Raw genomic sequence first — 14,302 nt, 5'->3', positions numbered from 1 at the left:
CTGTGGATCAGCCGCGCTTGAGCACCCGGGTCGCGCCGGTGGCCGCCGTGGTCGCCAGGATCCAGCCGACGGCGATCAGCACACCCGAGATCCACTGGGACGCGCCGACCATCCGCCACTTGTTGTCCTGGCCCAGGTCGATGATCGGGAGCAGCAGGTCGGTGGCCAGCAGCGGCGGGTTCCACACCGGGTTGACGTCGTTGTCGAGCTTCTCCATGACGTGGTCGCTGAACCAGAGCATCCCGAGCAGCCAGAACAGCGCGAGCCACACCATCGCGAGCCAGGGCCGGTAGCCGTACCCGACGGTGATGTCCTGTAGCCGCCCCCAGAGCCGACCGGCCAGGTGCAGTTCGGCATAGCGGCGGCGCTGACGTTCGAGGTGGATCTGCTGGGCGAGTTCTTCCTCGCCACCCTCGGAGTAGACAGCGGCAAGTCGCTCGTAGGGGCCAGGGGCGAAGTCAGGCTGAACCTTGCGCAGCCACTGCAACCGCGTCTTGACCGGAACGTCGGGGATGGCGGTAAGAGCGGTGAAGGTGAAGTCCTCTATCTCCACGCCGCCGGTGGCCGCCCACAGCCCAGGTCCATCGATGACGGACACAACCGTCGCGCGCGTCAGGATCACCGTGCCCTGCGGCGGACGCCGTTCGGGGAAGACGAGCACGAGCTCCTGCGCGGACAGGCCGTAGGCCGACAGCGCCTTGTCAGTAAGAAGGTGTCCGGGGCGAGAGCGTCCTCCGAGTCGGGCGCCCGCGAAGGTCGCCATCTTGCCCACCTCGACCAACCGGACCCGCACACCGCCGATCGCGCGGAAGCCATGACTACAGAGAAGGTCTTTGCCAACGGTCGCGACGCGCGCGTCCAACGACGGTTTAAGGGAGCCGTCCGGGCGTAAGCGGGGCTTGGTGAGCTGCGCGCCCGAGCAGTCGAGGCTGGACCCGATGTGCGCGTTCTGCAGCCGGATGGACCCGCTGGCGCGAACCTTGCGTAAGAACAAGGTGCCGCCCACGCGCAGCCGGTCGGCGAAGAGGACGTCGATGGCCGGGCCGCGCAGTCGAGCGCGGGACAGGCTCGCGCTGCCGTGCACGTAAGCGTCGACGAGTCGAACCTGCCCGTAAGCGCGCAGCGCGGTCCCCGGGTTGCCGTCGGAGTCGACCTTGCCGCCGACCGCGCCACGGGCCTCGACATCGCCGCGCACCTCGATGCCGTCGGCGACGAGCGCGATCGGCACCCTGGTCACCGCCCGCCGCTCGGCGAACGCCTTCGCCAACTCCGCCACCGCGGCCCGGTGCCCGATGGTCGCGCCGGAGAGGAGCAGGTGCCCGCCGATCTGCGCGCTGCGCAGCCCCACGGTGCCGCTCGCGGTGAACCCCTCGTCGAGCTTCACGTCCCCATCGACCCGCAGCCGGTCGGCGTCGAGGATGTAGTGGTCGTCGACCGTGCCTCTAGGCAGCACCCGGACATGTCCGGCGCCACCGCCACCGTCGTGCAACTGCGCACCAGAGAACACAGCATCACCACCGATGCGCGCGCCAGACAGAACTACCGTGCCCGACGCGTCGAACTGCCCGCCGCCCACATCGCAGAACAGGTCTCCAGCGACCACGAGCCCCGTGGCCTCCAACGCCGTGCCGGACGGGTGGGACAACCTCGCGCTGGTGAGACGAACGCTGCCGCCGATGTTCGCCCCACGCAGTCGCAGCTCGCCGAACACCCGTAGAGCGACCGCGTGAACCGACCCGGAGATGCGCAGCCGGGCACCCAGCAGCGCGGCGGCACCGGTGTTGCGCAGCACCGCACCCGCCAACCGCAGCGTCCCCTCGACCGTCGCGTCGGTCAGGTCGAGCACCCCTGAGCAGGTGAAGCCCGCCTCCAACAGCAGGTCACTACCGACCCGGACGTTGCGCGCGTACAGCCCGGGCACCCGGCACCCGCGCAGGCTCAGCGCGACCAGCCGCGCCATCCGCAGCACCGGCGCGTGCTCGAACTCGCACCGCTGCAACGTGATGACCGACCCGACCGCGCGGCCCTCGATGTCGAACCGGCCGGTGACGGTGGCGTTGTCCAGCCGCAGCGCGGGCATCGCGCCGACGCCGAGCGGGTAGGCCCCGACCAGCAGCGCGGCCAGCACCTCACCGCGCACCGCCCGGTCGTCCCGGCCCGCGAGGTCGAGCCGCGAACCCGAGTCGAAAGCCTCTCTGACCGCCTGCTCGGTGTCGGTAAGCTCCTCCAGCGGCACGTAGGCGGTCACGGACCCCATCACATCAGACAACTTGTTCCCCGAGGACCCGTTCAACCGATTACGGTGATCGGCGATGACCAGAAACCGCGTCGCGGGTCTCAAGCACCGCGCCACGCTCCCCAGCTCCGACGTCACCACGCTCGTGCCCAAGGGCCTGCGGGTCAGCGCCGCGCTGTCCTGGCGGTTCCTGGTGATCATCGGCGCGCTGTACGTCATCATCTGGCTGCTCGGCTACTTCGCCCACGTCGTCATCCCGGTCGCGATCGCCCTGCTGCTCGCGGCGCTGATGGCCCCCGGCGTCGGCAAGCTGGTCGAGTGGCGGGTCCCGAGGTCGCTGGCCACCGCGATCGTGCTCGTCGGCGGTCTCGCCGTGGTCGGTGGCGTGCTCACCTTCGTGATCACCGAGTTCACCAACGGCCTGCCGCAGCTGCAGAGCCAGGTCAACGACTCGCTGGACACGATCCAGAAGTGGCTGTCCAACGGCCCGCTGCACCTGCGCCAGGACCAGATCAAGTCGTTCCTGCAGAACGCCATCGACACCATCAAGGCCAACCAGTCGGCGATCACCTCCGGCGCGATCACCACCGCGGCCACCATCGGCGAGGTGCTGACCGGGCTGCTGCTGACCCTGTTCATCCTCATCTTCTTCCTCTTCGACGGCGGCGGGATCTGGCGGTTCGTGGTGCGCGGGGTGCCGGGCATCGTGCGCGACCGGGTCGACGTCGCGGGCAAGCGCGGCTTCTCCTCGCTGGTCAGCTACGTGCGGGCGACCGCGGCGGTGGCGGTGTTCGACGCGGTCGGCATCGGCATCGGCCTGTGGATCGTCGGCGTGCCGCTGTTCGTGCCGCTGGCCGCGCTGGTGTTCCTCACCGCGTTCATCCCGATCATCGGCGCCCTCATCGCTGGCACCGTCGCGGTGTTGATCGCGCTGGTCGCCAACGGGTTCATCTCGTCGCTGGTCGTGCTCGCGATCGTCATCGGGATCATGCAGATCGAGAGCCACGTGCTGCAGCCCTGGCTGCTCGGCCGCGCGGTGAAGCTGCACCCGCTCGCGGTCGTGCTCGCCATCGGCGTCGGCCTCATCGCCGCGGGCATCGCGGGCGCGCTGCTGTCGGTGCCGCTGCTCGCCGTGCTCAACGCCGGGGTCCGGTCGCTGATCAACGAGGGCGAGACCGATCCGGACGAGGTGGACGTGCTCGACGACGCCGCGTCCCAACCCAACGTGGTCGACGACGACGAGGAATCCGAGTCGGACGCGGACGAGGAATCCGCGAGACCGTGAGCTCGCCCCGCGCCGTGCGCAAGGACGCGCTGAAGCCGCTCTGGCGCGCCGCCGCACTGCTGCGGGGGATCACCTGGCTGTTCGCGGCCGGGGTGGTGCTCGCCCACGCCGGGGAGTACGCCAGCACCGTCCTGGCCTGGGTGACGATCGGCGCGATGGCCTGCTGGACGGTGGCCACCTCGGTGTACTACCTGCGGCGCAGCAAGGTCGCGCTCTGGTTCACCCTGCTCGACCTCGGCGTCTGCTGCGGCGTGATGTGCATGTCGCGGCTGGTGCTCACGCACGACCAGCTGACCGTCCAGGTGGTGCCGCTGGTGCCGACGGTCTGGGTGACGGCCGTGGTCGCGGTGGGCGCCGTCCGCTCCGGCATGGTCGGCGGCACGGTGTTCGGCACCGTCATCTCCGCGTTCAACTACGGCGTGCGCGGCTACTTCGACACGGACCTGACCAGGGACTTCGTGCTGCTGGTCGGGGTCGGGTTCGTGGTAGGGCTGGCCTCGACCACGTCCAAGCAGTCGGCGGAGCGGCTGGCGATGGCGATGCGCGCCGAGGCGGCGACCGCCGAGCGGGAGCGGCTGGCGCGGACCATCCACGACAGCGTCCTGCAGGTGCTGGCCCGGGTCCGCAAGCGCGGCCGTGAGCTGGGTGGCGAGGCTGCGGAACTGGCCGAGTTGGCGGGTACGCAGGAGGTGGCGCTACGCGCGCTGGTCGCCGCCGCGCCGCTGGAGTCGACCGCGAACGGGCAAGCCGACCTGCGGCCGAGGATCCAGGTTCTGGCGACCGACCGGTACCAGGTAGCCGTACCTGCGACGCCGGTCCTGGTGCCGGAGTGCGCCGCGGCGGAGCTGGCCTACTTGGTGCGTGAGGCGCTAGAGAACGTGGACCGGCACGCGGGCGACGAGGCCAGAGCGTGGGTCTTGGTAGAGGACCTCGGTGACGAGGTAGTGGTGAGCGTGCGCGACGACGGGGTGGGAATCGCCGCAGGCAGGCTCGACGACGCCGAAGCGCAGGGCAGGCTCGGCGTGGCCCGTTCGATCCGGGGGCGGGTCGCAGAGCTGGGCGGTACCGCGACCTTGGAGACCGGCCCCGGGCAGGGCACCGAGTGGGAGGTCCGGGTCCCGATGCGGGGGAGGAACTGTGGCTGAGCGCGCGATCTCGGTGATGGTCGTCGACGACCACCCGATCTGGCGGGACGGGGTGGCGCGGGACCTGTCCGAGCGCGGCTTCGAGGTGCGGGCGACCGCGGGGGACGCGCCGTCCGCGGTCCGGATCGCCCGGGTGGTGCGGCCGGACGTGGTGCTGATGGACCTCAACCTGGGCGCGGGCTCCGGCGTCGACGCCACCCGCGAGATCACCGCCGAGCTTGCCGAGACCAAGGTTCTAGTGCTGTCCGCCAGCGGAGAACACAGTGACGTACTGGAGGCAGTTAAGGCTGGGGCGTCCGGTTACCTGGTCAAGTCCGCGTCGGCGGAAGAGTTAGTGGACGCAGTTGGCCGTACCGCCGTCGGTGACGCTGTCTTCACCGCGGGCCTCGCCGGGCTGGTGCTCGGGGAGTACCGCCGGATGGCAGCCGCCCCCCAGGAGACCTCCGCGCCCCGGCTGACCGACCGCGAGACCGACGTCCTGCGGCTCGTCGCGAAGGGGCTGACCGCGCGGCAGATCGCCGACCGGCTCGTCCTCTCGCACCGCACCGTCGAGAACCACGTGCAGTCCACGCTGCGCAAACTCCAACTGCACAACCGCGTCGAACTGGCCAGGTACGCGATCGAACACGGGCTCGACGGCGACCCGCGGCAGTAGTCTGGACCGGTGAGCACCGAATCCCTCCCCGCCCCGATCAACCCGCGGGACCTGCGGGTCTCCGACGCCGAACGGGAGCACGTCGTCGGCATCCTGCAGAAGGCCATCGGCCACGGGATGCTCACCCTCGACGAGTTCACCGCCCGCACCGACATCGCCCTGGCCGCCAAGACCAGGGCCGACCTCAACACCGTGCTGGTCGACCTGCCCGGCGTGGTCAACCGCGAGCCGGGCAGCCCCACCTCGATCCCGCCGCAGGAGTTCCGCGCCAGGATGTCGAGCATCAAGCGCGAGGGCGCCTGGCACGTGCCGCGCGAGATGGTCGTGCACAACTGGATGGGCTCCAGCGAGTTCGACTTCACCGAGGCGGTCATCCAGCACCCCGAGGTCAAGATCAAGCTCGACGTGACCGGCGGATCGGTCGAGCTGCTGCTGCCCGCGAACTCCGGCTGCGTCGCCGACGACGTCGAGGTGATCGCGGGCAAGGTCGAGAACAAGGTCGGCGCCTCGCAAGGCGGGCCGGTGTTCGTGCTGACCGGGCGGCTCAAGGCCGGGTCGGTGAAGATCAGGCGACCCAGCTACACCCGCATCGGGTCGCTGACCATCCGCAAGCCGTGGAGGATCAGCTGGGACACCTGAGGCCGCCCACGCGCGCCGACTGTGCAGGTGCGCTGACGTAGCAGTGCGGAAAGTCCCGATGGACCGCACCCCGGCGTCGGCGCGAGACTCCCGCGCGGGGGGTGTCCCACCCGCCGCAGGGAGGACGAAGTGAAGGCTCTGGTCAAACCAGCCCCCGGCCCCGGGCTGGAACTGCTCGACGTGCCCGACCCGACCCCGGGTCCCGGTGACGTCGTGCTGCGGGTGCTGCGCACCGGCATCTGCGGGACCGACCTGCACATCGACGCCTGGGACGACTGGGCGGCGAACACGGTCAAGGCGCCGCTGGTGCTCGGGCACGAGTTCGTCGGCGAGGTCGTCGAGGTGGGCGCCGCGGTCACCAAGGTCTCGGTCGGCGACCTGGTCAGCGGCGAGGGGCACCTGGTCTGCGGCCGCTGCCGCAACTGCCGGGCCGGTCGCAGGCACCTGTGCGCGAACACCGTCGGCCTCGGCGTGCACACGAACGGGGCGTTCGCCGAGTACGCGGTGCTGCCCGAGGGCAACGCCTGGGTGCACCGCCACCAGGTCGACCTGGACGTCGCGGCGATCTTCGACCCGTTCGGCAACGCGGTGCACACGGCGCTGCAGTTCCCGGTCCTCGGCGAGGACGTGCTGATCACCGGCGCGGGCCCGATCGGGCTGATGGCCGTCGCGGTCGCCAAGCACGCGGGCGCGCGGCACGTGGTCGTCACCGACGTGAGCGAGCCGCGGCTGGAGCTGGCCCGCAAGATCGGTGCCACGGTCGCCCTCGACGTCAGCGCCACCAGGATCGCGGCCGTCTACGACGAGCTGACCATGACCGAGGGCTTCGACGTCGGCATGGAGATGTCCGGCCAGCCCTCCGCGCTGCGCGAGATGATCTCGAACATGACCCACGGCGGCCGGATCGCCATGCTGGGCCTGCCTGCCCGTGAGATCGCCGTCGACTTCAGCGCCGTGGTGCTCAAGATGCTCACCATCAAGGGCGTCTACGGCCGGGAGATGTTCGAGACCTGGTACGCCATGTCGGTGCTGCTGCAGGCCGGGCTGGACCTCTCGCCGGTGATCACCCACCGGTTCCACCACACCGACCACGCCGAGGCGTTCGCCACCGCACGGGGCGGCGACTGCGGCAAGGTCATCCTCGACTGGGAGAGCTGATGTACGGCGCGATGCGCGAAGACCTGCTCGGGACCATCGACGAGATCCGCGCGGGCGGGCTCTACAAGTCCGAGCGGGTCATCACCTCGCCGCAGCAGGCCGCGGTCCGGGTCGGCGGGTCGGCTGAGGTGCTCAACTTCTGCGCCAACAACTACCTCGGCCTCGCCGATCACCCCGCGCTGGTCGCCGCCGCCAAGCAGGCGCTCGACGAGTGGGGCTTCGGGATGGCCTCGGTGCGGTTCATCTGCGGCACGCAGGCACCGCACAAGGAGTTGGAGGCGCGGATCTCCCGGTTCCTCGGCACCGAGGACACCATCCTCTACAGCTCCTGCTTCGACGCCAACGGCGGCCTGTTCGAGACCCTGCTGACCGACCGGGACGTGGTGATCTCCGACGAGCTCAACCACGCATCGATCATCGACGGCATCCGGCTGTGCAAGGCGGGCCGCAAGCGGTACCGCAACCGGGACATGGGCGACCTGGAGAAGCAGCTCCAGGACTCGGCTGATGCGCGCTACCGGCTGATCGCCACCGACGGCGTGTTCTCGATGGACGGCTACCTGGCCCCCCTCGACGAGATCTGCGACCTCGCCGAGCGCTACGACGCGCTGGTCATGGTCGACGACTCGCACGCCGTCGGCTTCATGGGCGCCACCGGCCGCGGCACCCCGGAGCACTTCGGCGTCGGCCACCGCGTCGACATCTACACCGGCACCCTCGGCAAGGCCCTCGGCGGCGCCAGCGGCGGCTACACCTCCGCCCGCGCCGAGATCGTCGAACTCCTCCGCCAGCGCTCCCGCCCGTACCTGTTCTCCAACTCCCTCGCCCCGTCGATCACCGGCGCCGCCCTCGCCGCGCTCGACCTGCTGGACTCCTCGGCCGACCTGCTGGTCCGGCTGCGCGAGAACAGCGCCCTGTTCCGCTCCCGGATGACCGAGGCGGGCTTCACCCTCCTCGACGGCGAACACGCCATCATCCCCGTCATGATCGGCGACGCCGCCGAAGCCGCCCGCATGGCCGACCTCCTCCTCGACCAGGGCATCTACGTCATCGGCTTCTCCTACCCCGTCGTCCCCCACGGCAAGGCCCGCATCCGCACCCAGATGTCCGCCGCCCACTCCCTCAACGACGTCAACCACGCCGTCGACGCCTTCATCGCCGCCCGCGACAAGATGGCCTGAGCGCGCTGTCTGATGTGGTCGGTCGCCTGAGGCACTATGTGCAGGTGATCGACCCTCGACGGCTGCGGGTTTTGCGGGCTCTTGCCGACCACGGCACTGTGACGGCGGCTGCGCAGGCTTTGTACCTGAGTCCGTCGGCGGTGTCGCAGCAGTTGGCGTCGTTGGAGTCAGAGGTCGGGCAGGAGCTGCTGCGGCGTAAGGGCAGGCGGGTGTGGTTGACGTCTGCGGGGGAGTTGTTGGTCGAGCACGCGGACGCGGTGTTGGCCGAGTTGGACCGGGCGGAGGCGCGGCTGGCGGCGTTCGGGGCCGGTGAGCTGGGGCAGGTGACGATCGCGGCGTTCGCGTCGGCGATCACCAACGTGGTGGCACCGGCGATCGCGGCGCTGCGGGAGTCGGCGCCGGGGGTGATCGTGCTGGTGCGGGACGCGGAGGGGCAGGAGAGCCTGCCGATGCTGCTCGACGGGGAGATCGACATCGCCATCACCATGCACACCGGCCACACCCCGACCGAGCACCGCATCGTGTGGGACGTCCTCTACTCCGAGCCGTTCGACGCGGTCCTGCCGCCCGGCCACCCGCTGCTGGACCGGTCCGAGGTGGCCATCGCGGACCTGACCGCCGACGACTGGGTGGTCCCGCTGCCCGGCAACCCGTGCCGCGACGTCCTGCTCGCCGCCTGCGCCGCGGCCGGGTTCACGCCCAGGGTGACCCACACGTCCGACGACTTCACCGCCCAGGCCGCCCTGGTCGCGGCGGGCGTCGGCGTCGCGCTGATCCCCCGCACCGCGCTGCGCGCCATCTCCGGCTGCCGCGGCATCCCGGTGACCCCGAACCCACCCCACCGCCGCGTGGTCACCGCGACCCGCCGCGGCCGCGAGACGCACCCGCTGCTGCACACCGTGCGCAAGGCGCTGTCCGAGATCTCGATCTAGCGGGCCGGTCTGGATGCGACACCGGCGTCGGTCGCTCGGGGGGCTACGCGACCGACGCCGGTGACACGCCCGGCTCTCACCGGGGACCTACGCACCCCGCTCATGGGGTACGTCACAACTGACGCACAGTGTGGCACTCCGGATCCGCCTGGCTACCTGATCGTTCACACTTGCGCACGTTCGCTAATGGCAATGGCCGCTGACTAGGGTGTATGCCGTGGGTGGCACTCTTGTGGTAGTGGGCTCGGCGAACGCGGATCTGGTGGTCGCGGTGGCCCGTCGGCCCGCGGCGGGGGAGACGGTGCTCGGGGGTGACACCCGGGTCGCGCCGGGCGGGAAGGGCGCGAACACGGCCGTCGCGGCGGCTCGGCTCGGGGCCGCGGTTCGGTTCATCGGGGCGGTCGGGCGGGACGCGTACGGGGATCTGCTGCTCGGCTCGCTGACCGAGGCCGGGGTCGACGTCGGTGGGGTGCGGCGGGTGGACCGGCCGACCGGGGTCGCGGCCATCGCGGTGACACCGGACGGGGAGAACTCGATCATCGTGTCGCCCGGGGCCAACGGCGCGCTGCTGCCGGAGGACGTGCGGCTGGGCGGGGCGCGGGTGGTCGTCGCCTCGTTGGAGGTACCGCTACCGGTGGTGGAGCACGCTGTCTTGGCGGCGGAGCAGGCAGGGATAAGAGCCGTGGTGAACCTGTCGCCGGTGGCTGTGTTGTCGCCGGATGTCTTCGCTGTGCTGGATCCGTTGGTGGTCAACGAGCACGAGGCAGCAGGGTTGGGAGACCTCTTGGCGCTAGGGGTCCGTTCTGCCGTGGTCACGCGAGGTGCGCTCGGCGCGGATGTCGTCACAGCTGAAGGCACCACTACCGTGCCCGCACCCAAGATCGACGTCGTCGACACAACCGGCGCGGGCGACGCGTTCACCGGCGCACTGGCGGTAGGTCTAGCGAACGGGGAACGCCTGGTGGACGCGGTGCGGGCGGCGGTGAAGGTCGCGTCGTTGTCGGTAACCCTGCCTGGCGCGCAGCCCTCTTATCCCACGCAGGCGCGGATGAACAGGTCGGCCAACTCTCGGCCATAGTCCTCCGAATCGGCCCCGTCGATCCCGCTGGCGATGGTCCTGGCCATGACCCGGACGTCGAACTCGGCGAAGACGCCTTCCCGCTGACCTTGCGTCAACTGCCGGGCGAGCCTGCCGACGCGGAAGTCCGCCAGCACGGGCGCGAGGTCGGGCAGGTTCTGCGCGATCTCCCGGATGGCCTTGACCTGGGCGGGGTGCGTGCGCAGCAGGCCGACCTGGGACTCGATGTAGCCGCGCAGCATCCCGACCCGGTCGGTGACGCCGTCCAGCCGGGCGGTCATCCGCTCGTCGACGGTGCCGATCGCGGCGATCAGGACAGCCATCATCAGGTCGTTCTTGTCCCGGAAGTGGTACGAGATCAGCCGCGTGCTGCTGAGCCCGGCGTGTTCGACGATCCGGGCGTACGAGGCCCTCTGGTACCCGTCCGCGGCGATGACCTCGGTCGCCGCCTCGGTGATCTGCTTGCGGCGCGCCGCCTCGGTCACTGTTACCTGCATGAGTAAAGAATAACACGGCCGAGTAAATCGGGGTTCGGCGAAGATGGGCGGCATGGACCTGCCCGACGTCTCCCTGCCCGACCACGGCGTGCCGCGCGCCGAGCTGTTCGCCGACCTGCGCGCCCGCAAGACCGCCGACGCCGACTGGCGCGGCGGCCGCACGTGGAGCCTGGTGTACCCGGCAGGCGAGGACGTCGACGCGGTGCTGAAAGAGGCCAACAACCTCTACCTGTACGAGAACGCGCTCAACCCGTTCCGCTTCCCGTCCCTGGCGGACATGGAACGCGAGGTCGTCGCCATGACCGCGGGCCTGCTCAACGCCCCTGCGGGCGCGTCCGGCTCGATGACCTCCGGCGGCACCGAGTCGATCATGCAGGCGATCCGGGTGGCGCGGGACCGGGCGAAAGCCGAACGCGGCGTCACCGACCCGACGCTCGTCGTGCCCCGCTCCGCGCACCCGGCCTTCGCCAAGGGCGCCAAGTACTTCGGCCTAGAGCTCATCCACATCCCCCTAGCCGACGACCTGCGCGCGGACGTCAACGCGGCCGCGGAACTCATCGACGACCGCACGGCTCTAGTCGCAGGCTCAGCCCCTAACTACCCGCACGGCGTCGTGGACCCGATCCCCGAGCTGGCCGCTTTGGCTGCCGCACGCGACATCCCGTTCCACACCGACGCGTGCGTGGGCGGCTTCCTGCTGCCGTTCATGCAAGACGCGCCCCCGTTCGACTTCCGCGTCCCCGGCGTCACCACCATGTCCGCGGACATGCACAAGTACGGCTACGCCACCAAGGGCGCATCAGTCCTCTTGCACCGCAACGGCGACCACGTCCTCCAGTACCAAGCCTTCCTCTACCAAGACTGGCCCGGCGGCCTCTACGGCTCCCTAGCCCTAGCCGGCGCCCGCCCCGCCGCCCCCATAGCCGCCGCGTGGTCCGTCATGCGCTACCTCGGCACCGACGGCTACACCCGCCTGGTCAACCGGATCCTCGCCACCGCCACCAAGATCCGCACAACCCTCACCGACCTCGACCTCAAGATCCTCGGCAACCCCGTCGCCTCGGTCATCGCCTTCACCGCCCCCGAGATCATGCCCATCGGCGACCGCCTCGACGACCTCGGCTGGCACCTCGACCGCCAGAACCACCCCGACGCCCTGCACCTGATGATCTCCCCGGAACACGACCGCGTGATCGACACCTTCCTCACCGACCTCCGCGCCGCCACCGCGAACCCCGGCACCTCCCGAGGCGCCGAGGCCCGCTACAGCTAGACGCGTTCGAGTTCGCGGTCGTCTTCGGGGGATTCGAGTTCGGAGAGACCTGCGCGTTCTTGGAGTCGGCGCAGGGGGCCGGGGGCCCACCAGGCGGCGTCGCCGAAGAGGCGGAGGATGGCGGGGACGAGGAGCATGCGGACGATGGTGGCGTCCAGGAAGAGGGCGATGATCATGCCGAGGCCGATGAAGCGCATGCTCTGCAGGGAGGACATGCCGAAGGCGCCGGTGACGACGCCGAGGAGCAGGGCGGCGGCGGTGATCATGCGGCCGGTGCGGACCAGGCCGGTCCTGATGGCGTCCTGGGTGGACAGGCCGGAGTGGCGGGCCTCGACCATGCGGGCCAGCAGGAAGGTCTCGTAGTCGGTCGACAGGCCGAAGACGACGGCGCCGATCAGGACCATCATCCCGGCCTGGGCGGGTTGCGGGGTCACGTCGAGCAGCCCGGCGCCGTGGCCCTCCTGGAACACGAAGACCAGCACGCCGAAGGTGGCCGACAGGCTCAGCGCGCTCATCACCACGGCCTTGACCGGCAGCAGCACCGACCCGAACGCCAGGAACATCAGCACCAGGGTGGCCAGCACCAGGATCCCGACCATCCACGGCACCCGGTCGACGATCCCGCTCACCGAGTCCGCCACCAGCGCCGGGTACCCGCCGACCAGCACCTGGGCCGACGACGGCAGGGCGCGCAGCCCGTCGATGGCCGCGCGGGCCTCGGGCGATGACGACTCGCCCGACAGCGGCGCGGTCAACAGGACGACGTTGTCGCGGGCGCCGCTGGGGGCGACGTCGGCGACGCCGGGGACCTGCTTGGCGGCGGTGACGAACGAGCCGATGGCTGCCTCGTCCGGGGTGCCGGGGAAGCGCAGGACGATCTTGGCGGTGTCGTTGCCCGCGGCCGGGAAGTTGTCGGCGATGGCCTCGGCGGTGGCGCGGTGCGGGTCGCCAGGGGGGAGTTGGCGTTCGTCGGCGCCGCCGAAGCGGGCGTTGCCGAAGGGCAGGGCGAGCAGCACGAGCACCGCGACGATGGGGATGACGAACAGCAGCGGGCGGCGCATGACGGCGTCGGCGACGCGGCCGAGCAGGCGCGGTTCGGTGCGTTCGGCGCGGCGCCAGGGCAGCGACAGCTTGTCCACCCGGTGCCCGAGGATGCCCAGCAGCGCGGGCAGCAGGGTCAGCGACACGACCGCCGCGATGGCGACCGCGGACATGCCGCCGTAGGCCATCGACTTGAGGAAGTCCATCGGGAACACCAGCAGCCCGGCGAGGGCGATCACCAGCAGCGTCGCGGAGAACGCCACCGTCCGACCGGCCGTGGCGACCGTCCGCCGGACCGCCTCGGCCGGGGTGCGGCCCCCGGCCAACTCCTCGCGGAACCGGCCGACGGTGAACAGGCCGTAGTCGATCGCCATGCCGAGCCCGAGCAGGGTGGCGACGTTGACCGCGAACGTGTTGACCTCGAGCCCCAGGCTCAGCAGCCGCAGGACGCCGAGCGAGCCGAGGATGGCCATGGCGCCGACGAGCACGGGCAGCGACGCGGCGACCAGGCTGCCGAAGATCAGCACCAGCAGGATCAGCGTGACCGGCAGCGAGATGGCCTCGGCGACCGCGAGGTCGGCGTTGGACCGCGCGGTCATCGCCTGCTCGGTCGGCACCTTCCCGCCGACCTGGGTCTGCACCCCGGGCACCGGCAGCGCGTCCTCGATCGCGGCGAACGCGTCCTGCCGCGCGTCGAAGGTGTCGCCCGCCAGGGTGATCGTGGCCATCGCCAGTGTCTTGTCGGCATTGGCGAGCGCGGGCGCCTTGGCCGACCAGTAGTCGACCCGGGCGGCCACGGCGGACGACGGCAGCGCGTCGAGCGTGGCGGTGACCTTGTCGGCCACGGCCGGGTCGTCCACGTTCGGGGCGCGGTAGAGCACGACGACGTCGGCGGGCTTCTGGCCCAGTTCGTCCTCGATGATCTGGTTGACCTGCGACGACTCGCTGGCCGGGTCCTCGTAGCCGCCCTGGGTCAGCTTGTCGAAGACGCCGAGTCCCCACAGACCGCCACCGAGGGTGACCACCAGGGTGGTCACCAGCACGACCCAGCGCCTACGGTGGATCACCGATCCCCATGATGCGAACATTGGGTGCTTCCTCCGCTATCGCCGGATCAACGCGCCGGCGGTCCAGCGACCACCGGGAGGCCCGGTTAACACCGTTCACTCGTTCGTGGACACT

12 protein-coding genes are annotated in these 14,302 nt (G+C 70.6%); 9 read left to right on the top strand and 3 right to left on the bottom strand.

Annotated elements, in window-relative coordinates; all coding sequences use genetic code 11:
* Positions 1–7 precede the first annotated feature (7 nt).
* On the bottom strand, positions 8–2,257 hold the full coding sequence (locus CLV68_RS03645; RefSeq protein WP_121389161.1) for a translocation/assembly module TamB domain-containing protein: 2,250 nt from the start codon (positions 2,255–2,257) through the stop codon (positions 8–10).
* 55 nt (positions 2,258–2,312) lie between these two features.
* Here CLV68_RS03645 and CLV68_RS03640 point away from each other — a divergent pair, with 55 nt between their 5' ends.
* The 8 genes from CLV68_RS03640 (at position 2,313) to CLV68_RS03605 (ending at position 10,309) form a co-directional block, all read left to right on the top strand.
* A complete protein-coding gene (locus tag CLV68_RS03640) occupies positions 2,313–3,521 on the top strand; it encodes an AI-2E family transporter (protein WP_121389160.1) in 1,209 nt (402 codons plus the stop codon).
* Complete coding sequence (gene macS / locus CLV68_RS03635; RefSeq protein WP_121389159.1) at positions 3,518–4,666, top strand: MacS family sensor histidine kinase; 1,149 nt, start codon at positions 3,518–3,520, stop codon at positions 4,664–4,666. Before CLV68_RS03640 ends, macS begins: the two co-directional genes overlap by 4 nt.
* Positions 4,667–4,682: 16 nt before the next feature.
* The gene (locus CLV68_RS03630; RefSeq protein ID WP_121390936.1) at positions 4,683–5,321 is read left to right on the top strand and encodes a response regulator; all 639 of its coding nucleotides are present in this window, start codon (positions 4,683–4,685) and stop codon (positions 5,319–5,321) included.
* Positions 5,322–5,330: 9 nt separating this feature from the next.
* Positions 5,331–5,960, top strand: a complete 630-nt coding sequence (locus CLV68_RS03625) for a DUF1707 SHOCT-like domain-containing protein (protein WP_121389158.1) — start codon at positions 5,331–5,333, stop codon at positions 5,958–5,960.
* Between the two features lie 129 nt (positions 5,961–6,089).
* Positions 6,090–7,118, top strand: coding sequence for an L-threonine 3-dehydrogenase (tdh, locus tag CLV68_RS03620; RefSeq protein WP_121389157.1), 1,029 nt, complete (start codon positions 6,090–6,092; stop codon positions 7,116–7,118).
* Entirely contained in the window at positions 7,118–8,299 is a 1,182-nt protein-coding gene (locus CLV68_RS03615) for a glycine C-acetyltransferase (protein ID WP_121389156.1), read from the top strand. The genes tdh and CLV68_RS03615 overlap by 1 nt, the downstream gene beginning before the upstream one ends.
* A gap of 44 nt (positions 8,300–8,343) precedes the next feature.
* Positions 8,344–9,231 carry a LysR family transcriptional regulator gene (locus CLV68_RS03610; RefSeq protein WP_121390935.1) on the top strand — a complete coding sequence of 296 codons (888 nt, stop codon included), beginning with the start codon at positions 8,344–8,346 and terminating at the stop codon, positions 9,229–9,231.
* Positions 9,232–9,448: 217 nt separating this feature from the next.
* Positions 9,449–10,309: a ribokinase gene (locus CLV68_RS03605; protein WP_121389155.1), complete on the top strand. Its 861-nt coding sequence runs from the start codon at positions 9,449–9,451 to the stop codon at positions 10,307–10,309.
* Here the strand turns inward: CLV68_RS03605 and CLV68_RS03600 are convergent.
* Positions 10,261–10,806 carry a TetR/AcrR family transcriptional regulator gene (locus CLV68_RS03600; protein WP_121389154.1) on the bottom strand — a complete coding sequence of 182 codons (546 nt, stop codon included), beginning with the start codon at positions 10,804–10,806 and terminating at the stop codon, positions 10,261–10,263. The genes CLV68_RS03605 and CLV68_RS03600 overlap by 49 nt on opposite strands.
* 52 nt (positions 10,807–10,858) lie before the next feature.
* On the opposite strand from CLV68_RS03600, the gene CLV68_RS03595 reads away from it, so the two are divergent.
* Positions 10,859–12,079 carry a pyridoxal phosphate-dependent decarboxylase family protein gene (locus tag CLV68_RS03595; RefSeq protein WP_170224054.1) on the top strand — a complete coding sequence of 407 codons (1,221 nt, stop codon included), beginning with the start codon at positions 10,859–10,861 and terminating at the stop codon, positions 12,077–12,079.
* Here CLV68_RS03595 and CLV68_RS03590 read toward each other — a convergent pair.
* A complete protein-coding gene (locus CLV68_RS03590; RefSeq protein ID WP_246009652.1) occupies positions 12,076–14,187 on the bottom strand; it encodes an MMPL family transporter in 2,112 nt (703 codons plus the stop codon). The two genes, CLV68_RS03595 and CLV68_RS03590, sit on opposite strands and share 4 nt — an antisense overlap.
* Positions 14,188–14,302: the final 115 nt, after the last annotated feature.

Source organism: Actinokineospora cianjurensis (assembly GCF_003663795.1).
Lineage (GTDB): Bacteria > Actinomycetota > Actinomycetes > Mycobacteriales > Pseudonocardiaceae > Actinokineospora > Actinokineospora terrae.
This window is presented reverse-complemented; position numbering and strand designations above follow the sequence as displayed.